Annotated in this window: 17 protein-coding genes; 15 read left to right on the top strand and 2 right to left on the bottom strand. The window is 66.9% G+C overall.

Annotated elements, in window-relative coordinates; genetic code table 11:
• Positions 1-139 precede the first annotated feature (139 nt).
• From HFK18_RS16745 to arsN2, 3 genes are read left to right on the top strand one after another with little or no spacing between them, the layout of a single operon-like run.
• Positions 140-790 carry a hypothetical protein gene (locus tag HFK18_RS16745; RefSeq protein ID WP_180167097.1) on the top strand — a complete coding sequence of 217 codons (651 nt, stop codon included), beginning with the start codon at positions 140-142 and terminating at the stop codon, positions 788-790.
• Positions 791-1,255 (top strand): Rap1a/Tai family immunity protein, encoded by a 465-nt coding sequence (locus tag HFK18_RS16740; protein ID WP_180167096.1) that lies wholly within the window; start codon positions 791-793, stop codon positions 1,253-1,255.
• A 4-nt stretch (positions 1,256-1,259) separates the two neighbouring features.
• On the top strand, positions 1,260-1,730 hold the full coding sequence (gene arsN2 / locus HFK18_RS16735) for an arsenic resistance N-acetyltransferase ArsN2 (protein ID WP_180167095.1): 471 nt from the start codon (positions 1,260-1,262) through the stop codon (positions 1,728-1,730).
• Between the two features lie 24 nt (positions 1,731-1,754).
• Here the strand turns inward: arsN2 and HFK18_RS16730 are convergent, their stop codons facing one another.
• Positions 1,755-2,792, bottom strand: a complete 1,038-nt coding sequence (locus HFK18_RS16730; RefSeq protein WP_257216279.1) for a LacI family DNA-binding transcriptional regulator — start codon at positions 2,790-2,792, stop codon at positions 1,755-1,757.
• 408 nt (positions 2,793-3,200) lie between these two features.
• Here HFK18_RS16730 and HFK18_RS16725 point away from each other — a divergent pair, with 408 nt between their 5' ends.
• From HFK18_RS16725 to HFK18_RS16690, 8 genes are all read left to right on the top strand, one after another.
• Complete coding sequence (locus HFK18_RS16725) at positions 3,201-6,332, top strand: TonB-dependent receptor (protein ID WP_180167093.1); 3,132 nt, start codon at positions 3,201-3,203, stop codon at positions 6,330-6,332.
• Between the two features lie 68 nt (positions 6,333-6,400).
• Positions 6,401-7,159 carry a SapC family protein gene (locus HFK18_RS16720; protein ID WP_180167092.1) on the top strand — a complete coding sequence of 253 codons (759 nt, stop codon included), beginning with the start codon at positions 6,401-6,403 and terminating at the stop codon, positions 7,157-7,159.
• Positions 7,160-7,162: 3 nt separating this feature from the next.
• Positions 7,163-8,182: a cupin-like domain-containing protein gene (locus HFK18_RS16715; protein WP_180167091.1), complete on the top strand. Its 1,020-nt coding sequence runs from the start codon at positions 7,163-7,165 to the stop codon at positions 8,180-8,182.
• Complete coding sequence (locus HFK18_RS16710) at positions 8,182-9,726, top strand: tryptophan halogenase family protein (protein ID WP_180167090.1); 1,545 nt, start codon at positions 8,182-8,184, stop codon at positions 9,724-9,726. The genes HFK18_RS16715 and HFK18_RS16710 overlap by 1 nt, the downstream gene beginning before the upstream one ends.
• Before the next feature lie 64 nt (positions 9,727-9,790).
• Positions 9,791-11,284, top strand: a complete 1,494-nt coding sequence (gene xylB / locus HFK18_RS16705) for a xylulokinase (RefSeq protein ID WP_180167089.1) — start codon at positions 9,791-9,793, stop codon at positions 11,282-11,284.
• A gap of 44 nt (positions 11,285-11,328) precedes the next feature.
• The gene (gene xylA, locus HFK18_RS16700) at positions 11,329-12,663 is read left to right on the top strand and encodes a xylose isomerase (RefSeq protein WP_180167088.1); all 1,335 of its coding nucleotides are present in this window, start codon (positions 11,329-11,331) and stop codon (positions 12,661-12,663) included.
• Positions 12,664-12,709: 46 nt separating this feature from the next.
• Complete coding sequence (locus HFK18_RS16695) at positions 12,710-14,119, top strand: sugar porter family MFS transporter (protein ID WP_257216276.1); 1,410 nt, start codon at positions 12,710-12,712, stop codon at positions 14,117-14,119.
• Positions 14,116-16,680, top strand: a complete 2,565-nt coding sequence (locus HFK18_RS16690; protein ID WP_180167086.1) for an exo 1,3/1,4-beta-D-glucan glucohydrolase — start codon at positions 14,116-14,118, stop codon at positions 16,678-16,680. The genes HFK18_RS16695 and HFK18_RS16690 overlap by 4 nt, the downstream gene beginning before the upstream one ends.
• A gap of 20 nt (positions 16,681-16,700) precedes the next feature.
• Here the strand turns inward: HFK18_RS16690 and HFK18_RS16685 are convergent, their stop codons facing one another.
• On the bottom strand, positions 16,701-17,759 hold the full coding sequence (locus tag HFK18_RS16685; RefSeq protein WP_180167452.1) for a LacI family DNA-binding transcriptional regulator: 1,059 nt from the start codon (positions 17,757-17,759) through the stop codon (positions 16,701-16,703).
• Positions 17,760-17,870: 111 nt separating this feature from the next.
• Here HFK18_RS16685 and HFK18_RS16680 point away from each other — a divergent pair, with 111 nt between their 5' ends.
• From HFK18_RS16680 to HFK18_RS16665, 4 genes are read left to right on the top strand one after another with little or no spacing between them, the layout of a single operon-like run.
• Complete coding sequence (locus tag HFK18_RS16680; RefSeq protein WP_180167451.1) at positions 17,871-19,985, top strand: alpha-glucuronidase family glycosyl hydrolase; 2,115 nt, start codon at positions 17,871-17,873, stop codon at positions 19,983-19,985.
• Positions 19,982-21,961, top strand: a complete 1,980-nt coding sequence (locus HFK18_RS16675; RefSeq protein WP_180167085.1) for a sialate O-acetylesterase — start codon at positions 19,982-19,984, stop codon at positions 21,959-21,961. The genes HFK18_RS16680 and HFK18_RS16675 overlap by 4 nt, the downstream gene beginning before the upstream one ends.
• Positions 21,961-23,652: a glycoside hydrolase family 43 protein gene (locus HFK18_RS16670; RefSeq protein WP_180167084.1), complete on the top strand. Its 1,692-nt coding sequence runs from the start codon at positions 21,961-21,963 to the stop codon at positions 23,650-23,652. The genes HFK18_RS16675 and HFK18_RS16670 overlap by 1 nt, the downstream gene beginning before the upstream one ends.
• A complete protein-coding gene (locus tag HFK18_RS16665) occupies positions 23,652-26,321 on the top strand; it encodes a glycoside hydrolase family 3 C-terminal domain-containing protein (RefSeq protein WP_343202971.1) in 2,670 nt (889 codons plus the stop codon). The genes HFK18_RS16670 and HFK18_RS16665 overlap by 1 nt, the downstream gene beginning before the upstream one ends.

The raw sequence follows: 26,321 nt of genomic DNA, 5'->3' as shown, positions 1-26,321 counted from the left end.
GGCGCGCCTCGCGGAAATCCAATGAGGCAGTCAGCATAATGCGGGAGCGTTAACAGCACGTGCCCGGTTGCGGCAGTTGGCTTGGCTGACGTTGTTTGGTACAAGCTCGCTGTCGAAGATCAGAGAATGGATGCGAGCCATGTCCGAACCCTATTCGGCCCTGCTCAGGCTGCGGCTGCCACGCGAGCGTCTTGCACGCTGGTTGGCCGCGCCGGTGCCTGCGGCATCGAGGTGGAAGGACTGGCGATCGATCGCCGGCCGGTGGCGCCTGCCCGGCGGCGCCGATCTGGCTGCGTCCAGTGATGTGGAGCTGGGTGAATTCCTCGCCGATTGCAATGCAATGCTGGCCCGGCATGCGGACAACCGCGCAGCGTTGGCCGCCATCCTGCAATCCGCGCAGGCGGAGAACATCAAGCTTGCGGCCTACGATCAGGCAGGGGCGTGCTTCGTTGCAGGGTCACTGACGTATTCCGAGAACCTCCATGACCTGGTCGTGTTTCTGGCCATGGCACGCGGCGCCGCCGACTTCCTTGAGCCTGGCGAGCACGGCGAGGCACTGGTGCACGACTACCTGTGGGCCGAGGACGGCGAGCGGGAGACGGTTGCTGCGGTCCACCTCGCCGGCAAGGGCGATTCCGGCTTCATGACGCCTGCGCAGTCTGGCGAGACCGCTGCAACCTTCGATGCAATGGTCGAGCTCATGCTGGAGGGAGCGGACGACCCGCAGTTCACTCCACGCAATCAGTTGGACCGTATCCAGGAGCGCGGCCATGCTGCCCAGGAGAACTAGATGACAGACACGGGCATCCGCAGGGATCCGGTCGGCAGGAGAGCGCGCTGCGTGCCCGCCGCCTTTGTGCTCTGCCTCTGCCTGTTGGCGGGGTCCGCGCTGGCCGAGACGGCACCGGCTGCGCGCACGTGGTTCGTGAGCGGAGCAGAGCTGGCCAGGCTCCTGCAGGGCAAGGGCGAAAGCGGATTCTGCAGCAGTGATCAGTGCCGGGACCTGTCGAGCGCCCGCGCGAGCGCCTATATCCAGGGTATTGCGGACGCAGGCCGAGGGCAGTGGTGCGGCCAGGGGCAGATCCTTCCCCATGAACTGGTCGACCGGGTGGCTTCGCACATCCGGCAGCTGCCTGCCGAACGACTGCAGCAGGATGCCGCATCTCTGGTCATCGAAGCACTTCAGACCGCGCTTCCCTGCCAACACGCGGCGTCCAGCAGCGACCGCGCCCACGCCGCGCAGAGAGCACGATGAGCGCTTGCTGCCGCTGCACGCCGGGCCGGAACGAAGAGAGGGCTGCCGCATGCGCGTGATGGAGACAGCGTTGTCTGCCGAGGTGCTGGCCCTGCTGGAGGCCAGCGGCCTGCCTACAGAGGATCTGCGTGCAGGCAGGCCAATCACCCTTCTGGCAGCGACGTTGGATGGAGAGCTGCTCGGCTGTGTGGGCTACGAATCGAGCCGGGATGTGGTGCTCCTGCGTTCGCTGGCGATCCGGCCGATGTCGCAGGGCAGGGGTCTGGGGCGGCACCTGGTTGTGGAACTGGAACGGCATGCCAGAGCGGCGGGCGGCAGGACGGTGTTCCTTCTCACGACCACGGCAGCGCCGTTCTTCGGGCAGCTTGGCTATGAGTGCGTCGCGCGCGATGCAGCACCTGGATTCGTCGCCGCGTCGACGCAGTTCAGTGGACTGTGCCCAGGCTCAGCCCAGCTGATGATGCGGCGGCTGTAGGCCAACCGGGCCCGGGGCGGTGCTTCAGCCGCCGCGCCCATCGGCGTCAGCGGATTGCCGCGTTGCAATCGGCGATGCCCGCAGTGCAGAGGGCCGCTGCGGGGTCGATACCGAAGCGCGCGTGATCAACCGGTGCGCGAGTACGTGATTGACCGTCGCGCGTCCCGGCGAGGCGGAGTGACGGATCGCCCGCAACAGGATGTCCATCGCGTTGTCGGCCATCTCCGCTACCGGCTGATGGATCGTGGTCAGCTCCGGCCACACCATCGTCGAAGCGGATGTGTCATCGAACCCGACCACCGAAAGATCGCCCGGCACCTGCAGGCCGCGACGATGCGCCACGGAAACGACCGCCGATGCCATGTCATCGTTGCTGGCGAAGATCGCGCTGGGTGGCGTCTGCAGCGTCAGCAGCTGCTCGGCAGCCTCCAGTCCAGACCGGTAGGTGAAGTAGCCCGGTTGGACGAGCGCGTCGTCGTAGACGATACCAGCTTCGGCCAGGGCATCCCGGTAGCCCTGCCAGCGATGCGCACTGGCCGTCTGGTTCGGATCGCCCTTGATGTAACCGATGCGGGTATGCCCAAGGGAGACCAGATGCGCCACCATGTCATGGCTGGCCTGGCGGTCGTCGATGCGCACGCAGGAAATCCTGTCGCTGAAGCGGCTGGACGCGATGGATACCGCGGGAATGCCGGCATTGACGAATACATCGACGATGTCCTTTGACTCACACAGGGGCGGCGGAAGAATCACCCCTGCCACGGTGGTGGAAAGTTGCCGTGCCGCCTCGCGACGTGCCTGGGCGCCCAGTTCATCCCATGCAGCGATCACCAGCTGCGCCGCCGACCGCGTGGACCCGCGCAGTGCGCCGACCAGCAGTTCGCGCAGGTAGCTGGAGCTGGGATTGGTGTAGATCAAGGCGATGCACGTGCGCTGCGCGGCGGCCAGTGCGGATGCGGCGAGGTTGGGCCGGTAGTCCAGCGCGTGCACGCTGCGCAGGACGCGTTCGCGGTTGCCCTCGCGTACCCCGGCATGGCCGTTGATGACGCGCGACACCGTCATGGCGGAAACGCCTGCATGCGCAGCGACGTCATCGATGGTGATGGCGCTCGCTTTCCGGCGGACCGCTTTGTGGCCGTTCTTCAAGTGTCGATTCCCTTTGCTGCGCTGCATGATGACAAGCGCGATTGCGGGTGAGTAGTCTGCGCCCTGACGCGATGGTAGCGCTACCACTGGGCCGGTGTAAGGCCAGCGGATGCCCCCCCCCTTTACCGCGCGGCTGTTCCGGCAGGTCTGAAAGCGAGTGTGAGTCGCAGTGGGTGCAAAGCGCACTGCGATGTTCGGTGTGGAAGACGGGCATCGCCCGTGCGTGCCCCCAGGAGGGGCGGTACATCCATTCGATCGTATGTCAGAGGGGAGAGTCATGAGCGCTTTTTCGTTCCGTCGTACCCCAGGCCGGAGGGCTCGTCGATGAGCCGGACGCTGGCGAAGTTCACCTCCAGGGCCATGTTCACCTTTGTCGGTGGGGTCCTGGTCATCAATCCCGCATTCGCACAGGAGACGTCACCCGCCGCGCCTGTCGCCCAGCAGCAGAACCCGCCCAGTCCCAAACAGCTGGATACCGTGCAGGTCACCGGCATCCGCAACAGCCTCAGCCAAGCCATGGACATCAAGCGCGACTCGGCCGGCGTGGTGGATGTGATCAGTGCGGAGGACATCGGCAAGTTCCCCGACACCAACCTGGCAGAGTCCCTGCAGCGCATCACCGGCATCTCGATCGAACGACGTGATGGTGAAGGTGCACAGGTGACGGCGCGTGGCTTCGGCCCTCAGTTCAACATGGTGACGCTCAATGGGCGCCAGATGCCCGGCGCCGATGCATTCGGTGCGTCCGGGCAGGTCGCCATCGGTGGTGTCGACGGCGGTACCCGCGCCTTCAACTTCGCCCAGCTGGCTGCCGAAGCCATCAACGGCATCGAGGTCTACAAGACCAGCCAGGCCAATGTCCCCAGCGGTGGCATCGGTGCCACCATCAACATCCTTACCTCGCGGCCGTTCGACCATGAGGGCATCGTCGCCAGTGCCGGCGCGAAAGCTGTCTCCGACCGCAGCCAGCCGTTCGGTGACGACCTGACACCGGAGCTGTCCGGCATCTTCAGCTACACCAATCCGGAAAAGACCTTCGGCGTGGGCGTGAGCGCCAGCTACCAGAAGCGCAAGGGCGGCTCGGTGCAGGCCACCGAGAACTACTGGAATGTGCAGCCGTGGACCGGCACCATGCCGGGCAACCCGAGGGTAGTCAACGCACCGGCGGTGGGCGCGCTGTACGCCCGGCCCAATGACCTGCGCTATGCGTTCTCCGAGTTCGAACGTGAGCGCATCAACGGCCAGGCGGTGCTGCAGTTCGCGCCGACCGATGCGGTGACCCTGACCCTGGACTACACCTATTCGACCAACGAGATCACCGAGAATCGTGGCGAGCAGGGCATGTGGCTGCAGAACAGCAATTACACCGACGTCGAATTCGACACCAGTGGCGCGGTAGCGACCCCAACCTACATCCGCGAGATCGCCGGCACCAAGGACTTCGGCCTTGAGCAGCAGCGCAGCATGCAGAAGTACAAACTGGGGTCGCTGGGCTTCAATGCGGCATGGAACGTGACCGACCGCTTCAAGCTGACCTTCGATGCGCACAATTCGAAGAACGAAAGCCGCCCGAACGACCCGCTCACTGGCGGTGGCTCCATCTTCATGAGCATCGCCGGCACCAACAACTGCACCACCGGCCCGCATTGCGGCGGCTCATGGGTGCAGGAGCTGAACTTCAACAACGGCCTGCCGATCGGCACCCAGGTCTGGTTCCCGTCCGCCGCCGATGCAGCCGCCAATACCAACGGCGTGGTCAACCCGGGCTTCGTGCCGGGCGAGATCGGCAGCCAGGTGCTGCGCGTCAACTCGCAGACCCAGATCAGCGAGATCAAGCAGGGCCGCGTGGATGGCGAGTGGATCTTCGACAGCGGTCGCTTCCAGTTCGGCGTGGACAGCAGCAAGTCCACCACCCATCGCATCCAGGCCGAAGAGGCCTATTCGACACTGGGTGACTGGGGCGTAGCCAACGTCAACCGTGACACGGCCGGCGGGCTGATGGACCTGATGCAGCCGGTCAACATCGTCGGTCTGTTTGATGATTACAGTGCCAGCAGCTGGACCGCATGGCGCGGCGACGCCGGCCGCCTCGCGCAGTGGGCGGCAAACGAGTATGGCGTGGGCCTCGGCGTGAGCCCCAAGCGCGCCGCCGACAACCTGGTGGAAGAGAAGACGAAGTCGGCCTACTTCCAGGTTGAGCTGGATGGCGAGCTGGGCGGGATGCGTACCAATACCCGACTGGGTGTGCGCTATGAAACGACGGACGTTGTCTCCACCTCGAACATCGCCATCCCGGAAGCGATCGAGTGGCAGTCCAACAATGACTTCCGAGTGGTGTTGTCCGACGAGCAGCAGCCGTTCACCGAAAAGAGCAACTACAGCTACATCCTGCCCAACCTTGATTTCAGCATCGATCTTCGCGAGGACCTGAAGGGACGTGTCTCGTTCGGCAAGAGCATCGCGCGCGCACCGATCGGCAACCTGTATGCCGGCCCGACTGCCCAGCAGCCGTTCGGCTCGGTCCTGATCGACCCGTCCTCGCGGGCCAGCGGCACTGCACAGAACCCGCAGCTGAAACCGTTGGAATCGGACAACCTGGACCTGGCACTGGAGTGGTACTTCGCCGACGCGAGCTACCTGTCGCTGACCTACTGGAACAAATCGGTCGACAACTTCGTTGGCAACACCATTGTCCAGGAAAATCTGTACGGCCTGCGCGATCCTACCTCCGGTCCGGACGCGCAGGCGGCCCTGGCATTCCTCAACAGCGGTGCCTGCGTCACCCAGGTGGGCGCTGCCAACGCGGCGGCGTGCTCGGCCAATGACACCTCGCTGTTCACCGCCCTGGCCCTGCTGCGCAACAATCCGGCCGGGCTGGCCGCCTACAACGGCACCGACGCCCAGGTGCTGGCCACCGAGGCAGCCTACGATCTTTACGGCACGGCTGCCGATCCGCTCTACCAGTTCAACGTCAACCGTCCCATCAACCAGAACAAGGCCAAGCTGCACGGCTGGGAGCTGGGTGGACAGTATTTCTTCGGCGATACCGGCTTTGGCATTCTGGCCAACTACACCCTGGTCGATGGTGATGTGGGCTTCAACAATGCCGGCGATCCGGGCATCGACCAGTTCTCGCTCACCGGCCTGAGCGACACCGCCAACGCCGTGCTGATGTATGAGAAGTACGGCTGGTCGGTACGCCTTGCCTGGAACTGGCGCGACCAGTACCTGATCCTGGCCAACCAGGGTGCCAGCCGCAATCCGTACTATGTGGAGGCGTATGAGCAGTGGGATCTCAGCGTGAACTACACCCTGGATGATCACTGGTCGTTTGGCCTGGAGGCGATCAACCTGACCGGTGAGGATGTCCGCTGGCGCTCGCGCACCTCGCAGATGATCGTCAAGCTGGCCGACCAGAGTCCGCGGTATATGCTCGGCGTGCGCTACAAGTTCTGAACCGTGGGGGGTGCAGCTGCCACGGCAGCTGCACCGGTTGAAGGCATCTGACCGAACGGGACACGTCCATGCCGCGTTACGAAATGCTCAACAACGTTGCCCACCGCGATCTTCGCGTTGCCACCGGCTTCGGGCCGGAGTTCGGCGATGCGGTCGGCATGGTGCCAGCGTACCCGAGTGAATTTGCAGAACTGCAGCGGGAGTACCCGATCTTCCTGCGCAGGGATGCCGACACCGGTGGCTGGCAGTCGGTGGCTCTGCTGGGCTTCGAGCAGCACGAGAACCTGTTCCTGCAGGGCGACCGCTGGAATGCGGCGTACCTGCCCGGTGCGGCGGCCAAGGGGCCATTCCTGATCGGCTTCCAGGAGAACCACGTTGATGGCGCGCTCACCCGCGAGGCCGTGCTGCATGTGGATCTGGACCATCCGCGCGTGAGCGCGATGGAGGGGGAGCCGGTGTTCCTGCCGCAGGGAGGGAACTCGCCTTATCTCGAACACGTCGCCGGCGTGCTGCGCGGCATTCACGATGGCCATGCGTTTGCCGCGGAGATGTTCGCCGCCCTCGATGCGAACGGGCTGATCCAACCGGTCACGCTGGACGTGCGGATCGATCCGGAGCATCGGATCGGTGTCAACGGCCTGCACGCGATCGACCGTGATCGGCTGGCGCAGCTGGACGGTGCCGCGCTGGCCGCGCTCAACCGCGCCGGCTATCTGGAAGGCGCCTATCTGATGCTGGCGTCACTGCACAACATGCGCCGCCTCATCGCCGAGAAGCAGCGGCGACTGCGGGCGCAGGATGCCGCTGCTGCGGCAGGCAGGAACTGACCGGTGCTGGACGGCCTCCCGATGCGTTTCCTGGAAGGGCTCGATGCCACGGCGCTGCCGCTGGAGTCGCTGGTGGCTGCCGGCGAACCGGTGGTGCTGCGCGGCATCGCGAACGGATGGGGGCTGGTGCAGGCCGGTGCACGTTCCCTGCAGGAGGCGATGGCCTACCTTCGCGGCTTCGACGCAGGCGTGCCGGTTCCCTATTCCTTCGGCGGCCCCGAGATCGAAGGGCGCCCGTTCTACAACGCCGACTTCACCCGCTTGAACTTCGAGGTCCGGCGTGGCGTGCTGACGGAGGTGCTGGACGCAATTGGCGATCATCTGGATTCGCCGAACCCGCCCACCTACTACGTCGCTTCGCTGCTGATCGCACGGGCGCTGCCCGGGTTCGCGCAGCACAACGATGCCGGCCTGGCCGGGCAGGGCATCGATGCCTCGGCCAGCATCTGGATCGGCAACCGGGTGACGGCCTCCTGCCATTACGACATCCCCGACAACTTGGCGTGCTGTGCGGTGGGCCGGCGCCGCTTCACCCTGTTTCCGCCGGAGCAGATCGACAACCTCTACCCGGGGCCGATGGAGCCGACCCCGGGAGGACAGGTGGTCAGCACGGTGGACTTCGAACGCCCGGACGTCGACCGCCATCCGCGCTTCCGTGATGCCATGGCAAGCGCGCAGACCGCCACGCTTGAACCCGGGGATGCCATCTTCATCCCGGGCCTGTGGTGGCACCACGTGCGCAGCCTGGAACCGTTCAACGTGCTGGTGAATTACTGGTGGCGCAGCGCGCCAGCCTTCCTGGGCTCGCCCCTGCCGGCGCTGCAGCATGCGATGTGGGCCCTGCGTGATCTACCGGCACGCGAGAAACAGGCCTGGGCAAGGATCTTCGATTACTACGTGTTTGGTCCCGGCGAGCGGGCAGGGCAACACCTGCCCGAAGCCGCCCGGGGGGAGCTGGCACCGTTCGACGAGACGCAGGCGCGGCGCATGCGCGCGCAGCTGCTGGGTCGACTCAACCGCTGATGGGGAGCATCGCATTGAACGCTGCGGACACTACACAAGGGCGGATCCGGAGAGTGGTGATCGCCGGTGGCGGCACTGCCGGCTGGCTGGCCGGCTGCGCGCTGGCGCACCAGTTCCGCCAGCAGCTGGACATCACCCTGGTAGAGTCCGAGCAGATCGGTACCGTGGGTGTGGGCGAATCCACCGTGCCGCCCATCCGCACGTTCCACCGCTTCCTGCAGATCGATGAGCAGGAGTTCCTGCGCGCGGTCGCCGGCACGTTCAAGCTCTCGATCTCGTTCGAGAACTGGCGTCGCCCGGGTGAGCGTTTCATCCATCCCTTCGGCACGATCGGGCAGGGTACGTGGGCCACGCCGTTCCATCATTTCTGGCTGGACAGCCTGCGTCGCGGCATGCCTTCGGAACTGGGCGACTTCTGCCTGGAAAGCGTCGCTTCCCAAGCCGACCGGTTTTCGCTGCAGACCCAGCCCCAGGTCAACTACGCCTACCATTTCGACGCCGGGCTCTACGCCCGATTCCTGCGCGGCAAGGCCGAAGCCAACGGGCTGCGGCGGGTGGAAGGCAAGATCCGTGAAGTCCGCCAGCATGCCGATGACGGTTCGGTTGCATCGCTGCTGCTGGAGGACGGCCAGGTCATCGAAGGCGATCTGTTCATCGACTGCACCGGCTTCCGTGGCCTGTTGACCGAGCAGACCCTGCATACCGGTTATGAAGACTGGAACGAGTGGCTGCCCAGCGATCGTGCCGTTGCCGTGCAGACCGACGCGGCTACGCCGCCGGTGCCCTACACCCGTGCCATCGCGCACGAGGCCGGATGGCGCTGGCATATCGCATTGCAGCACCGGGTCGGCTGCGGCCTGGTGTTCTCCAGCCGCCACATGTCCGATGACGAGGCGCAGGCCAAGCTGCTGCGTGATGTCGACGGACGGCCCCTGCGCGATCCCTGGCTGGTACCGTTCCGCAGCGGGCGCCGGTTGCAGGCCTGGAACCGCAACGTGGTGGCGCTGGGGCTGGCCAGTGGCTTCATCGAGCCGCTGGAATCGACCAGCATCCACCTGACCATCAGCGCCGTCGTGCGCCTGATCCAGCTGTTCCCGTCCGAGGGCATCACCCCTTCGCTGGTGGCGCTGTACAACGACGTCAGCCGCCAGGAGATGGAGCATGTCCGCGATTTCATCATCCTGCACTACCACGCCAACCAGCGCGACGAGCCGATGTGGAAGGCGTGCCGCGAGATGGCGCTTCCCGAGTCACTGCAGGTCCGCCTGCGCGCGTGGCGCGAACGTGCCCATGCCTGGCAGGACCCCGGCGAGCTGTTCCGGGTCGACTCCTGGACCAGCGTCCTGATGGGCCAGGGCATCCTGCCGGGACCGCCGCATCCGCTTGCGCGCGCGATCGGCGACGCGGACCTGCGCACGCTGTTGCATCGACTCCGGCAGCCGGTGCAGGAAGCGGTGGCGAAGATGCCGTCGCAGGCGGACTTCATCGAACGCTACTGCAAGGCCGCGCCCGGAGCCTGGCAAACGGGGCGGGCCGTGGCGTAACCGAAGTGTGTGCTGTTGCACAGAATTGGTAGCGCTACCTTCACATCATTACGGGGTGCAGTACATGGAATTGGTTGCAGGAATCGACGCCGGTACGCAGAGCCTGAAGGTGGTCGTCTACGATCCTGATGCACGCAGCCTCGTTGCCAGCGCCAGCGCGCCACTGGAACTGACCAGTGCCGCCGATGGCAGCCGGGAACAGCGCCCAGACGACTGGGTCGCCGCGCTGCAGGGCTGCTTTGCCGCAATCGATCCGGCGCTGCGCTCGCGCATTGCCGCGCTTGCGGTCTCCGGGCAGCAGCATGGCTTCGTACCGATCGATGCGGCAGGGAAGGTCCTGGCACCGGCCAAACTGTGGTGCGACACCAGCACCGCGGCCGAATGCGTGCAGATAATGGACGCGGTTGGCGGTGCCGCACGCACCATCGAACTGGCCGGCAACCCGGTGCTTGCCGGTTACACCGCCTCCAAGCTGCCGTGGACGAAGATGCACCGGCCCGACGCCTACGCCCGGCTGGCCACCATCCTGTTGCCGCACGATTACCTCAATTTCGTGTTGACCGGCCAACGCTTCTGCGAGTACGGCGACGCGTCCGGCACCGGCTGGCTGGACGTGCGCACCCGCACCTGGTCGGATGAGCTGCTGCACGCGACCGATCCGCAGCGCGATCTTGCCGGCTGCCTGCCGCGCATCGCTGCACCCGATGAGGTGTTCGACATTGCGCCTGAGGCCGCCGTGGCATTGGGACTTCCGCCCACCGTGAAGGTGGCCGTCGGCGGCGGCGACAACATGATGGCGGCCATCGGCACCGGCTGCGTCGTGCCTGGTCGCCTGGCGATGAGCCTGGGCACGTCAGGCACGCTGTTTGCGTTCTCGGACACCCCCGTGGTCGATCCCAACGGCGCGTGGGCCGCGTTCTGCTCGTCGACCGGCGGCTGGCTGCCACTGATCTGCACGATGAACTGCACCGTGGTGACCGGGCAGGTTGCCGATGCCTTCGGTTTCAGCAGCCGCGATGGCGACGGCCACCTGCACGCCACGCCGCCCGGCGCCGACGGGCTGGTGATGCTGCCGTTCCTCAACGGCGAACGCACGCCGGACCTGCCGCAGGGCAAAGGGGTGCTGGCGGGCCTGGATACGACCAACATGACGCCGGCGCACATCTACCGCGCGGCCATGGAAGGGGCCACCTACGCGCTGAAATTTGGCTACGACGCATTCGTCGGCGCGGGCATGCAGTTCGACCGCATCGTGCTGACCGGCGGCGGCAGCAACAGCGGACAGTGGCGGCAACTGGTGGCCGATGTGTTCGGCCTGCCCGTGGACGTACCGACCCAGCCCGAAGGCGCGGCGTTCGGTGCGGCCTTGCAGGCGCTGTGGGCCGTCGCTCACGCGCGCGGTGACGCCACCTCGATCGCCGCGATCACCGACCGGCACGTTGCGCTCGACCCGCTGCGGTCCGCGCGCCCGGACCCCTCGCGCAGCGAAGCCTACGCCACGGCCTACGCCCGGTTCCTTCGACATCTCGACGCCATCACGCCGCTGTATCGCGGCTGATTCCTCTTTCCGCGACACCTCGCACAACGACAGGAAGACGCACCATGAGCACGCAACCCTTCATCGGCGCCAAGGAATACTTCCCCGGCATCGGCCGCATTCCCTTCGAAGGACGGGGCTCGGACAACCCGCTCGCCTTCAAGGTCTACGACGCCGACAAGGTCATCGGTGGCAAGACGATGCAGGAGCATCTTCGCTTCGCGGCCTGCTACTGGCACACCTTCTGCAACGCCGGGCACGATCCGTTCGGCCCGGGTACCCGCCACTTCCCCTGGGAGGCCGGCTCGCCGATGGCGACCGCCGAGGCGAAGGTGGACGCGGCGTTCGAGTTCTTCACCAAGCTGGGCGTGCCGTACTGGTGCTTCCACGATATCGACCTGGCGCCGGACGCCGACGACGTCACGCAGTACGAAAAGAACCTGAAGCACATGGTGGGCCTGGCCAAGGCGCGCCAGGATGCCACCGGCATGAATCTGCTGTGGGGCACGGCCAACCTGTTCTCGCACCCGCGCTACATGAACGGTGCGTCCACCAACCCGGACTTTGCGGTGGTGGCGCGTGCCGCCGTGCAGGTGAAGGCGGCGCTGGAGGCCACCGTTGAACTGGGCGGCGAACATTACGTGTTCTGGGGCGGCCGCGAAGGCTATGCCGCGCTGGCCAATACCCAGATGAAGCGCGAAGTCGACCACCTGGCGCGGTTCCTGACCATGGCGCGCGACCATGGCCGCAGCATCGGCCTGAAGGGCAACTTCCTGATCGAGCCCAAGCCGATGGAACCGATGAAGCACCAGTACGACTTCGACAGCGCCACCGTGGTGGGGTTCCTGAAGGAACATGGCCTGGACAAGGATTTCAAGCTCAACATCGAGGCGAACCACGCGACGCTGTCCGGCCACACCTTCGAACACGATCTGCAGGTCGCCTCGGACCACGGCCTGCTCGGCAGCATCGACGCCAACCGCGGCAACGCGCAGAACGGCTGGGATACCGACCAGTTCCCCACCGACCTGTACGACACCGTGGGGGCGATGCTGGTGGTGCTGCGGCAGGGCGGCCTGGAAGGCGGCCTGAACTTCGATGCCAAGGTGCGCCGTGAATCGACCGACCTGGAAGATCTGTTCATTGCCCACGTCGGCGGCATGGATGCGTTCGCCCGCGGACTGGAAGTGGCCCATGCGCTGCTGAACGACTCGCCGCTGGAGCAGTGGCGCCAGGAGCGTTACGCCAGCTTCGACAGTGGTGCCGGCAAGGACTTCGCGCGCGGCGCGCTCAGTCTCGCAGAGCTGGCTGCGCTGGGTGCCAAGGGCGGCGAGCCCAGGCAGATCAGCGGCAAGCAGGAGCGCTACGAGAACCTGATCAACCAGTACCTGCTGCGTTGAGCCAATGGCTCGCATCGATGACACCGAACCGGGGAGGGGCAGGGCAATGCAGCAGGCAATGAACGGTGGAGAGAACACCCGATTGATCGTACTGATCAGCGTGGTGGCGACGATTGGCGGATTCCTGTTCGGGTTCGACAGCGGCGTGATCAATGGCACCCAGGATGGCCTGCATCAGGCGTTCAGGTCCGGCGAGTGGATGCAGGGGTTCGAGATCGCCTCGATGCTGCTGGGCTGTGCCGTCGGTGCCTTCAGTGCCGGCCGCCTGGCCGACCGTCTCGGTCGCCGCAATGTGCTGATCGTCTCGGCGGTGCTTTTCCTGCTGTCGGCGATCGGCGCAGGCGCCGCATCGTCCTCGGTGATGTTCGTCGCCGCGCGGGTGTTGGGGGGCTTCGCGGTGGGGGCCGCGAGCGTGATCTCGCCGGCCTACATCGCCGAAGTGGCACCGGCACGCTACCGTGGCCGCCTCGCCACGGTCCAGCAGATCGCCATCATCAGCGGGCTGACCGTCGCGTTCCTGTCCAACTACCTGCTGGCGGCCACCGCCGGTGCCTCCACCGAGGCGCTGTGGGGCGGCCATGCGGCGTGGCGCTGGATGTTCTGGATGCAGGCCGTGCCTTCGCTGCTGTTCCTGGCATTGCTGCTGACCATTCCGGAAAGCCCGCGCTACCTGATGGTGAAGCGCCGCAAGGACGAGGCACTGCAGGTGCTTGCGCGGCTGTACGGCGGTGCCGAGGCGCAGGCGAAGCTTGCCGAGATCGACGCTTCGCTGTCGACCGACCACCATCGGCCGCGGCTGTCTGACCTGCGCAGCAAGAGCACCGGCCGGATCCGCTCCATCGTCTGGGTGGGTATCGGCCTGGCCACCTTCCAGCAGCTGGTCGGCATCAACGTGGTCTTCTACTACGGTGCCGTGCTCTGGCAGGCCGTCGGCTTCTCCGAGAACGACGCATTGCTGATCAACGTACTGTCCGGTGCGCTCAGCATCGGCGCGTGCATCGTCACCGTGCTGCTGATCGATCGCATCGGGCGCAAGCCGTTGCTGTGGGTGGGCTCGGCCGGCATGGCGGTGTCATTGGCGGTGCTGGTGGCGGCATTCGCCAGCGGCTCGCTGGTCGATACGCACCTGCAGCTGCCTGCAGGCATGGGCACGCTGGCGCTGGTGGCGGCCAATGCCTATGTCGTGTTCTTCAACATCTCGTGGGGACCGGTGATGTGGGTGATGCTGGGCGAAATGTTCCCCAACCAGATCCGCGGTTCGGGCCTGGCAGTGGCCGGGGCGGCGCAGTGGACCGCGAACTTCGCCGTTACCGTGACCTTCCCCATCCTGCTGGCCGCCGCCGGGCTGGCAGCCACGTACAGCATCTACCTGGTGGCAGCGGTCATTTCGGTGTTCTTCGTGCTCAGGTACGTGCACGAAACCAAGGGCAAGGAACTGGAGCAGATGCAAGGATGAACGCAATGACCCATCGACACGTTGGCCGCGCCCATGCTGGCGTGCTGCTGACCACGCTGCTGCTGGCACTGACGGCCTGCGGCAAGGATGAGAAGGTTGCCGGACCTGCGGCCGCGACGGCGGATCCGTGGCCGCAGGTCGCCTGGCCGTTGGCCGAGGACCCCGCGCTGGAGAAGCGCATCACCGACCTGATGGCCACCATGACGGTGGAGGAAAAGGTCGGCCAGCTGGTGCAGGGCGATATCGCCAGCATCACGCCCGACGACGTGCGCCGCTATCGGTTGGGCTCGGTCCTGGCCGGCGGCAATTCCGATCCCGGTGGCCGTTACGATGCCGCGCCGGCCGAATGGCTGGCGCTGGCCGATGCGTTCTACGCAGCGTCGATGGACACCTCCGCCGGTGGCAAAGCGATTCCGGTGCTGTTCGGCATTGATGCCGTGCACGGGCAGAGCAACATCATCGGCGCGACGCTGTTCCCGCACAACATCGGCCTGGGCGCGGCCCGCAACCCGGATCTGCTGCGTCGGATCGGCGAAGTCACCGCACTGGAGACCCGCGCGACCGGCATGGAGTGGGCATTCGCACCGACCGTGGCGGTACCGCAGGACGACCGCTGGGGGCGTACTTACGAGGGCTATTCCGAATCGCCCGAGGTGGTGGCCAGCTATGCCGGTGCAATGGTCGAAGGCCTGCAGGGCAAAGTGGGTACGCCCGCGTTCCTCGATGGTCGTCATGTGATCGCTTCGGTGAAGCACTTCCTCGGCGACGGCGGCACCACCGACGGTAAGGACCAGGGTGATACCCGGATCAGCGAAGCAGACCTGGTGCGCATCCACGCGGCCGGGTATCCACCGGCGATCGCGGCAGGCGCACAGACCGTCATGGCGTCCTTCAACAGCGTCAACGGCGAAAAAATGCATGGTCACAGGCAGTACCTGACCGATGCGTTGAAGGGCCGCATGCACTTCGGTGGGTTCGTGGTGGGCGACTGGAACGGACATGGTCAGGTCAAGGGATGCACGACCACCGATTGCCCGGCCACCATCAATGCAGGGCTGGACATGGCCATGGCCTCGGACAGCTGGAAAGGCTTCTACGAAACCACGCTGGCTGCAGTGAAGAACGGCACCATCAGCCAGCAGCGGCTGGATGAAGCCGTGCGCCGGATCCTGCGGGTGAAGATGCGGCTGGGCCTGTTCGAGGCGGGCAAGCCGTCCGCGCGCGCGGTCGGCGGGCAGTTCGCGCTGATTGGTGCACCGGAACATCGCGCCCTTGCGCGGCAGGCCGTGCGCGAATCACTGGTAATGCTGAAGAACCAGGGCGGTGTACTGCCGTTGCCCCCCCGCCAGCGCATCCTGGTCGCCGGTGATGGTGCCAACGACGTGGGTAAGCAGGCCGGCGGCTGGACGTTGAACTGGCAGGGCACCGGTACCACGCGCAGGGACTTCCCCAACGCGGACACGATCTACGAGGGCATCGCCCAGCAGGCGTCGGCCGCAGGTGGCGAGGCAGTGCTTGCGGTCGATGGGAAATACGTGACGAAGCCGGACGTGGCCGTGGTGGTATTCGGCGAGAGCCCGTATGCCGAGTTCCAGGGCGATCTGCCGACCCTGGCCTACAAGCCGGGGGACGACTCGGATCTTGCCTTGATCAAACGGCTGAAGGCCGAAGGCATCCCTGTGGTTGCCGTGTTCCTGAGCGGACGCCCGCTGTGGGTCAACCGCGAGATCAACGCCGCGGATGCGTTCGTGGCGGCGTGGCTGCCCGGCTCGGAAGGTGCCGGCGTTGCCGACGTTCTGCTGCGCAAGGCTGATGGCAGCGTGCAGCACGATTTCAAGGGCAGGTTGAGCTTCAGCTGGCCGCGCACGGCCACGCAGTACGCCAACAACGTGGGTCAGCAGGATTACGACCCGCAGTTCGCTTTCGGCTTCGGTCTGTCCTACGCCGACAACGGCGATCTGGCAGCGCTGCCGGAAGTCTCCGGCGTGACTGGCAACGAAGGCGCCACCGGCGTGTTCTTCGCGCGCGGCGATGCCGGTTCGGGCATGGCCCTGCGCCTGCAGAACGGTACGGGGCAAGGCGTGACGGTCACCAAGGTGCCGGAGGCATTGGATGGCGATCTGCTCAAGATCAGCGGGGTGGATCACCTGGCGCAGGAGGACGGTCGCCGTCTTGCGTGGTCGGGCAAGGGGGAGGCGCTTGCCACGCTGCAGTCGCACACAGCGCTGGACCTGCAGCGCGAAAGCAACGGCGACCTGATGCTGCTGACCACGCTGCGGGTGGAGTCTGCACCCCGCAGCGAGGCCTGGTTGGCAGTGGGCTGCGGTGCTGGCTGCTCGGCTCGCATTGCGCTCACGCCGACGCTGGCAACGCTGCCGGTGGGCAAATGGACCCGCGTGGGTGTGCCGCTGAAGTGCTTGGCGGCCGCTGGTGCGGATGTCGGCAAGCTGGATCGCCCGTGGTCGATCGGAACGGCGGGGGCGATGACACTGTCGGTGTCGCGTGTCGCACTGGGTGCTCTGAACGAAGCAGAGACCACCATCGGCTGCGCGGGCGCGTGACCGTGACGCCACGCTCCGCGCTATCGGGAACTAGGTGGGCGCGCGACCGAATCGCGTACCACCAGCTGGTGCGGCACCACGTGGTCGATCAGCACCCGCTCGCCGTCTGTGCGGCGGCGGATGGTTCGCAGCAGGATATCGATGGCCGCATCGGCCATCGAGGCGATCGGCTGATGGATGGTGGTGAGCTCAGGCCAGACCGTGGTGGCGGCGGAGCTGTCATCGAAGCCCACCACCGACAGGTCGCGGGGTACCTCCAGGCCACGGCGGTGGGCAACGGAGATTGCCGCCGCGCCCATATCGTCGTTGCTGGCGAAGATCGCAGTGGGCGGCCGGGGCTGGCACAGCAGCTTCTCAGCAGCGGCGAGCCCCGAGCGGTAGGTGTAGTCGCCCTGTTCGACCAGGGCGGGGTCGACCTCCAGCCCGGCGTCGTGCAGCGCGCTGACAAAGCCGTCATAGCGCCGCGCGCTCGCGCTGAGATCGGTACGCCCGCAGATGAAGCCGATGCGGCGGTGACCATGCTGGATCAGGTGTTCGGCCAGTTCCCTGCCAGCGTGGAAGTCGTCGATACGCACGCAGGAGACGCCGCTGCCAAGGTGACCTGGCGCGATCGCAACCACCGGGATACCGGCCCTGACCAGCTCGGTGACCACGGGCTTCGATTCGCACAGCGGCGGCGGCAGGATGACGCCGTCCACCCGCCCGGCCAGGGCGCGCGCGGCCTTGCGCTGGGCGGCGGGACCCGGCTCGTCCCAGTAGTCGATGACCAGCTGGATGGCAGCGTTGGACGCTACCCGCAGCAGGCCGACCAGCAGTTCTCGCAGGTAGGCACCGCTGGGGTCGGTGTAGATCAGTGCAATACGCGTGTGCTGCGCGGCGGCCAACGAACTGGCGGCGAGGTTGGGCGTATAGCCCAGTTCACGCACTGCGCGCATCACGCGCTCGCGGGTGACGTCGCGCACCTTGCCCTGGTTGATCGCCCGCGACACCGTCATCGGCGACACTCCGGCCAGGGCTGCCACCTCGTCGATCGTCACGCCACTGGTTTTGCGGCGGACCGATTTCTTCGGCTTGTCCAATACGCGCTCCCGTTCTTCTTTGTGACGCTGCTGCATCCAGCGCACGCGCCGAGCTTACAAGGTTTGCTGGCCACCCTGCGGTTCCGTTTCGATGGCGAGCGGTGTCATTGGATGTTCGCCAGCGTGCTGGCGTTGCTGGCCTGCATGGGCAACGCGCGCGCAGAGGATGGCTACGCGCTGTGGATGCGTTACGCCCCGCTCGAGCCGACGCTCGCTGCCCACTACCGCACCCGCCTGGGGCAGGTGGTGGCCCCTGATCGGACGGCCACGCAGCGCGCCGCGCGCGATGAGCTGGAGCGTGGACTCGGCGGACTGCTCGGCAGCGATCCGCAGGCACCGGGTACGGCGGCCATCGGTCCCGCGCTGGTGCTGGGTACCCCGCAGTCGTCAGCGTTGATCGCACCGTTGCTTGCGCAGTTGCAGTCACTGGGCGAGGAGGGCTACCTGCTCAAGCGCACACGGGTGGGCGAGCGCGATGTGCTGCTGGTCGCCGCATCACGGGATATCGGCGTGCTGTATGGCGTGTTCCATCTGCTGCGGCTGCTGCAGACGGGCGCGAGGATCGATGCCCTCGATGTGCGTCAATCGCCACGGCTTCGGCTGCGCGTGCTCAACCATTGGGACAACCTCGACGGGTATGTGGAGCGCGGCTATGCAGGCCAGTCACTGTGGGACTGGCAGACGCTGCCGGAGTGGCGCGACCCGCGCTACACCGACTACGCACGCGCCAATGCGTCCGTAGGCATCAACGGCACCGTGCTCAACAACGTGAATGCAAACGCACAGAGTCTTGCGCCGGAGTACCTCGACAAAGCGGCAACACTGGCGGATCTGTTCCGGCCGTACGGCATCCGCGTCTACCTGAGCGCGCGCTTCAGCGCGCCCATCGAGCTGGGCGGGCTCGACACCGCAGATCCGCTCGACCCGGGCGTGCAGCGCTGGTGGCGGGACAAGGCCGCCGAGATCTACGCACGCATTCCCGATTTCGGCGGCTTCCTGGTGAAAGCCAATTCGGAAGGGCAGCCCGGCCCGCAGGACTATGGCCGCTCGCACGCCGACGGCGCCAACCTGCTGGCCGATGCACTGGCCCCGCACGGTGGCGTGGTGATGTGGCGCGCCTTCGTCTATGCGCACGACGTTCCCGCCGACCGGGCCACGCAGGCCTACAGCGAATTTGCCGGCCTGGACGGCGCCTTCCGCCCGAACGTGGTCCTGCAGGTGAAGAACGGGCCCATCGACTTCCAGCCGCGTGAGCCGTTCCATCCGCTGTTCGGGGCCATGCCGCGCACGCCACTGATGATGGAAGTGCAGATCACCAAGGAGTACCTGGGCTTCGCCACGCATCTGGTTTACCTGGGGCCGCTGTACGAGGAAGTGCTGCGGGCCGACACCCGCTCAGGCGGCAAAGGTTCCACCGTGGCGCAAGCCCTGGCCGGCATGGCCGGCGTCGCCAACATCGGCACCGATCGCACCTGGAGTGGATCGCATTTCGACCAGGCCAACTGGTACGCCTTCGGGCGCCTTGCGTGGGATCCGCGGCAATCGGCCGGGGACATCGCGGCAGATTGGGCGGCGCTGACCTTCTCGGCCGATCCCGGCGTGGTGCAGCCCATCGCCGGCATGATGATGGCCTCGCGCGAGGCCGCGGTGAACTACATGACCCCGTTGGGCCTGCACCATCTGATGGCGCGAGGACACCACCACGGTCCGGGTCCGTGGGTCGATGGCGGCCCACGCGCGGACTGGACGTCGGTGTACTACCACCGTGCGGATCACACCGGCATCGGCTTCGACCGCACCGCAGGCGGCAGCAATGCCGTGGCCCAGTATTCCCCCGACGTGGCTGAGCAGTATGGCGACCTGGCGCGGGTTCCAGCGCCGCTGCTGCTGTGGTTCCACCACGTGCCGTGGGACCACCGCATGGCCTCGGGGCGGACACTGTGGGACGAGCTGGTCGCGCGCTACTCGCAAGGGGTACGGCAGGTGCAGGGCATGCAGGGCACCTGGGCAGGGCTGCAGGGCAGGGTGGATGCACAACGGCATGCGCAGGTCGCGGCCTTCCTGCGTATCCAGCTGCGCGAAGCACAGTGGTGGCGCGATGCCAGCGTGGCGTACTTCCAGTCGGTGAGCGGCAGGCCGTTGCCCGCAGGCGAAGCCGCGCCGCCGCATCCGCTGGCCTGGTACCAGGCGTTGCAGTTTCCGTCCGCACCGGGAGATGGGCGATGAAGCCGACGTCGTGGGTGGGCTGGATGCTGGTGGTCGCCATGGGCGGCTGTGCCACGAATGCAGCGGCGCAGGAACCAGGGATGGCGCTGCTGCATCCGCTGTTCCAGGATCACGCCGTGCTGCAGCGTGAGCAGCCGGTTCCGGTATGGGGCCGGGCCGCGCCAGGTGCCACGGTTTCGGTGACCGTTGCAGGGCGGACGGTCAGCACCCACGCGGCGGCCGACGGCCGCTGGCAGGCAACGCTGCCGTCCATGGCCGCCGGCGGCCCCCATGCAATGTCGGTGCGTGCGGGGGACGCAACCCAGATCGTGCACGACGTGCAGATCGGCGACGTCTGGTTGTGTTCCGGGCAGTCGAACATGGAACTGCCGGTGCGGCGCACGCTGGACGCAGACAGCGAGATCGCCAGCGCCATGCAACCGAAGATCCGCCTGTTCACCGTACCGAAGGCGGCGGCGGTTTCACCACAGAGTGATTTTCCGACGTCTGTGGCATGGCATACGGCGGCGCCGGACACGGTGCGCGACTTTTCCGCTGCGTGCTTCTACTTTGCGCGCGAACTGCAGAAGACGGTCGATGTCCCCATGGGCTTGATCCAGGCGGCGTGGGGCGGTTCGCGCATCGAGGCCTGGACCAGCACCGATGCCCTGCGCATGCAGGGCGGCATGGGGCCAGCACTGGACGTGCTCGCCTTGTCTGCCCGCGATCCCGCAGCGGCAAACACCCGCTGGGGCCAGCACTGGCAACACTGGTGGACAACACGCGAAGGTGCCGCCGCCGATACGCCCTGGCAGCCCGGCACCGACAGCAGCGGATGGCAACGCGCACCGGCCACGCTCGGCGCGTGGGAGCGCTGGGGTGTGCCGGCGCTGGCCGGCTACAACGGCATGGTCTGGTACCGCACCCAGGTGACCCTGACGGCCGCGCAGGCCGGCAAGCACGCTTGGCTTGAGCTGGGTCCCGTCGACGAGACGGACATGACCTGGGTGAACGGCGTCGCCGTGGGCAGCCAGTACGGCGCAGGTGAGCGGCGGACGTATGCGCTGCCGCCCGGGTTGCTGAAGGCCGGTGCCAGCACGGTGGTGATCAATGTCCTGGACACCTACGGTGAGGGTGGGCTTGCAGGGCCCGCAAGTGCGCACGCCATCCGCCTGGATGACGGTACGCGCATCGCGCTCGATGCGCGCTGGCAGTATCGGATGGCGCCCGGTGTACAGGCGCCGCCGCTGGCACCGTGGCATGCCGCTACAGGACTGTCGACGCTGTACAACGGCATGATTTGGCCACTGGGCGCCTATGGCCTGCGTGGCGTGCTGTGGTACCAGGGTGAATCCAATACCGGCGACGCAATGGCATACCTCGCACGCCTGCGCAGCCTGCGTGACGACTGGCGGAGACGGTTCGGCGCGCACACGCCCCTGCTGCTGGTGCAACTGGCCGGCTATGGCCAGCCAGCCGTGGCGCCGGTTGAAAGTGGCTGGGCGCAGGTGCGCGAAGCGCAGCGGCTCGCTGCGGTGGAAGACCCGCGCACCGGGCTGGCGGTGGCCATCGACATCGGCGATGCCTACGACATCCACCCGCCGAACAAGCAGGAACTGGGCCGGCGGCTGGCGCGGGCAGCGCGTCATGTGGTCTACAGCGAGCGCGGCGTAGCGCCGTCCGGCCCGATAGCGCGCCAGGCATCGGCCACGCGGGCCGGTGTACGCATCGCGTTCGATGACGTGGCCGGCGCTCTGGTCACGACCGGCGCGAACGGTCCCATCGGCTTCGAGCTGTGCGACGCCGATGCGCGCCACTGCCACTACGCCGACGCGGTGCTGGACGGTCACGACGTCGTGCTGCGCAGCGCCAAGGCCGGTTCCGCCGCCCGCGTGCGCTACTGCTGGGCCGATGGCCCGGTGTGCACCCTGCACGACAGCAGCGGCGCGCCCGCCGGTCCCTTCGAGCTTTCCATTTCTCCTGCGGAGGTTCCCTGATGCGCCTGCTGCTGGCCTCACTGCTCGTGTTGTCTTCATTCCTGCCGCAGGCGTGGGCAGCGGCGCCTGCGCCGCCGGTCTACTTCGACTGGTTCGAGTACCGCGGTCGCGACGCGGCATTCGATGCGCCGTTGCCGGCCGGACACTATCGCAACCCCATTCTTGCAGGGTTCCATGCCGACCCCAGCGTCGTCGCCGCAAACGGGCGCTTCTATCTGGTCAATTCCAGCTTCACCTACTTCCCGGGCATCCCGGTGTTCGAAAGCGTGGACCTGGTGCACTGGAAGCAGATCGGCAACGTGATCGACCGACCGTCGCAGCTGGACTTCGACGGCCTGGGCGTGTCGCGTGGCATCTTCGCACCGGCCATCAGTTACCACGACGGCATGTTCTACGTGGTCACCACGGCCGTCGACAGCGGCGGCAATTTCATCGCGACCGCGCGCGATCCCGCCGGCCCCTGGTCCGATCCGCACTGGCTGCCCGGCATCGACGGCATCGATCCGTCGTTGTTCTTCGACAATGACGGCACCGTGTATCTGCTCAACAACGATGTACCGCCCGGCCCACCACGCTACGAGGGCCACCGTGCCATCTGGATGCAGCAGATCGATCTGGAGCGTTTCACCCCGGTGGGACCGCGCAGGGTGTTGATCGACGGCGGGGTGGAGCCGGCCAGGAACCCGATCTGGATCGAGGGGCCGCACCTCTACAGGCGCGATGGCTGGTACTACCTCTCCGATGCGGAAGGCGGCACCGGCCCGCAGCACTCGCAGGTGGTGCTGCGCAGCCGCGAGGTGTGGGGGCCTTACGTGCCGTATGCGGGCAATCCGATTCTCACCCAGCGCGACCTGCCCGATGGCAGGCCACTGCCGATCACCAATGCCGGGCATGCCGATCTGGTGGAGGGTCCGGACGGCTCCTGGTGGGCGGTGTTCCTTGCCAGCCGCAACTACGACATCCGCCACTACAACACCGGGCGCGAGACCTATTTGCTGCCGGTGCAGTGGCAGGACGGCTGGCCGGTGATCCTGCCGGCCAACCAGGCCATTCCGTATGCGGCCAGAGCGCCCTCGTGGATGCAGGGCGACGCGTCGCAGGCGCCGTCCACCGGCAATTTCACCGAGCGCGACGAATTCGATGCGCCGACACTCGGCAGCGGCTGGCTGCGCGTGCGCATCCCCAGGCAGCCGCGGGCCGACCTGCGCGAGCGGCCGGGGGCGTTGGCCGTGCATCCGCTGGCGGAGAACCTGGACACACTGCGCAACCCCGCGTTCCTCGGCCGACGCCAGCAGCACCTGCGCTTCGAGGCCAGTACCGATATGACCCGCCCGGCAGCAGGCGTGGCCGCCGGCCTGGCAGCTTTCCAGAACGAGACGCACTGGTACTTCCTGGGTGTCCGCAGCGTCGGCGGTGACCACGTGGCGGTCTTCCTCGAAGCGCGCGACGGCAGCGGTGCTACCCGCACCCTGGCAACCCGTGAGGCGATGGCATCCGGCTCGCTGCGCCTGAAGATCGCCGGTGACGAAGGCCGCTATGCGTTCGCCTTCGACAGCGGCGACGGGCGTGGCTGGCAGACAGTGGCCGATGACGTGGACGGAACGGTATTGAGTACGGATCGTGCAGGCGGCTTCGTCGGCGCCCTGCTGGGACCATTCGCGCGCGACGAGCGTGCCCTGAGGAGCAAATGATGACGCGCACTCCCTTCTTCCGCACGCTGGCCCTGTGCGCTGCCATCGCGCTGGCAACGACCGGTCACGCTACCGGGCCTGCGCCCTGGCTCGACACCTCGGCCAGTGTTGAAACCCGCGCCGCCGCCCTGGTCGCACGGATGACCCTGGAGGAGAAGGCAGCGCAGATGCAGAACGCCGCGCCCGCAATCGAGCGCCTGGGCGTTCCCGCCTACGACTGGTGGAACGAGGGCCTGCATGGCGTGGCGCGGGCAGGGCAGGCCACCGTGTTTCCGCAGGCCATCGGCCTGGCGGCCACGTTCGATGTGCCGCTGATGGGGCAGGTTGCCAGCACCATCAGCGACGAGGCCCGTGCCAAGCACCACCAGTTCCTCCGCGAAGGCTCGCATGGCCGCTATCAGGGGCTGACGTACTGGTCGCCGAACATCAACATCTTCCGAGACCCGCGATGGGGCCGCGGCCAGGAAACCTACGGCGAGGACCCGTACCTCACCGCCCGCATGGGCGTGGCCTTCGTGCACGGCCTGCAGGGTGACGACCCGGTGTACCGCAAGCTCGACGCCACCGCCAAGCACCTGGCCGTGCACAGCGGCCCCGAAGCTGATCGCCACCACTTCGATGCCCGCCCCAGCAAGCGCGACCTGTATGACACCTACCTGCCGGCGTTCGAGGCGCTGGTGAAGGAGGGGCAGGTGGACGCGGTGATGGGGGCCTACAACCGGGTGTATGGCGAGTCCGCCAGCGCCAGCCGCTTCCTTCTGCGCGATATGCTGCGCCGCGATTGGGGCTTCAAGGGCTACGTGGTATCCGACTGCTGGGCCATCGTCGACATCTGGAAGCATCACCGGATCGTTCCCAGCCGCGAAGCAGCAGCCGCGTTGGCGGTCAGGAACGGCACCGACCTCGAGTGCGGCCAGGAATACGCCACGCTGCCAGCCGCCGTACGGCAGGGCCTGATCAGCGAGGCGGAGATCGACGATGCGGTGACCCGCCTGTTCGCCGCGCGGATGCGGCTGGGCATGTTCGACCCGCCCGAGCGCGTGCGCTGGGCGCGGATTCCCGCGTCGGTCAACCAGGCCCCGGCGCATGATGCGCTGGCCCTGAAGGCCGCCCAGGAATCGCTGGTATTGCTGAAGAACGATGGCGTGCTGCCGCTGTCGCGCACCCTCAAGCGCATCGCCGTGATCGGCCCCACCGCCGATGACACCATGGCACTGCTGGGCAACTACTTCGGCACCCCAGCCGCGCCGGTCACCCTGCTGCAGGGCATCCGCGATGCCGCCAAGGGCATCGAGGTGAGCTACGCACGCGGCGTGGACCTGGTTGAAGGGCGCGACGATCCCAGCGCCACGCCCTTGATCGAAGCGACCTACCTGCGACCCTCGGCCGATTCCCCGGAGCGCGGCCTGCGTGGCGAGTACTTCCGTACCGCTGATCTTTCCGGCACGCCGGCGCTGGTGCGCACTGATGCCCAGATCGGATTCCGCTGGGACCGGGGCTCTCCCACCGACAACCTGCTGGCCCGTGGTGAAGCCGCGCCGGGGCAGGGCATCCCCAGCGATGGTTTCAGCATCCGCTGGAGTGGCCAGCTGCTGCCGCCCGTCTCGGGGCGCTACCGGATCGAGGCGGCCGCCGACGACGGCTTCCGCCTCTACGTGGACGGCAAGCGGGTGCTCGACCACTGGGCCAACAGCGATCGCCTGTACGGCGATGGCGTGGACCTGGACCTGCAGGCCGGCCGCGCCTATGACCTGAGGCTTGAGTACTTCGACGCCGAGCGCGACGCTGGTGTCCGCCTGGGGTGGCGCATGCCCGGTGCCAAGCCGCCGTTCGAAGCGGCGCTGGAGGCCGCCCGCAATGCAGACGTTGTGGTGTTCGTGGGCGGCCTCACCGGCGATGTCGAAGGCGAAGAAATGAAGGTCAACTACCCGGGCTTCGCCGGCGGGGACCGTACCGACCTGCGCCTGCCCGCGCCACAGCGCACGCTGCTGGAAGCGCTGCACGCCACTGGCAAGCCGGTGGTGATGGTGCTCACTGGTGGCTCGGCGATGGCGGTGGAGTGGGCGCAGCAGAATCTGTCCGCCATCCTGATGAGCTGGTATCCCGGCCAGCGCGGTGGCACCGCCGTCGGCCAGGCGCTGTTCGGCGAAGTCAATCCCGGCGGGCGCCTGCCGGTGACCTTCTACAGGGCGGATGACACATTGCCCGCGTTCGACGACTACACGATGGAAGGCCGCACCTACCGCTACTTCCGCGGCACGCCGCTGTATCCGTTCGGTCATGGGCTGTCCTATACCCGGTTCAACTACGGCAGGCTGCAGCTTGATTCGCCGCGCATCGCCCACGACGGCAAGCTCAGGGTACAGGTCGAGATAGCCAACACCGGCAAGCGTGCCGGCGACGAAGTGGTGCAGCTGTATGTACGGCGGCTGGAGGCGGGCCCCGGCGATGCACGCCAGACATTGCGCGGCTTCCAACGCGTCCACCTGGCCGCCGGCGAGCGGCGCACCGTAGCGTTCGATCTGCAGGCACAGCAGGACCTGCGCCAGTATGACGAAGCGCGCGGCGGCTATGCGGTGCCGGCGGGTGCGTATGAAGTGAGGGTGGGAAGCTCCAGCGCCGACATCCGTGCGAAGGTCGGGTTCCGCGTGGAGGCCAACCGTGACTGA

It is taken from the genome of Stenotrophomonas sp. SbOxS2, assembly GCF_013416715.1.
GTDB classification, from domain to species: domain Bacteria; phylum Pseudomonadota; class Gammaproteobacteria; order Xanthomonadales; family Xanthomonadaceae; genus Stenotrophomonas; species Stenotrophomonas lactitubi.
This window is presented reverse-complemented; position numbering and strand designations above follow the sequence as displayed.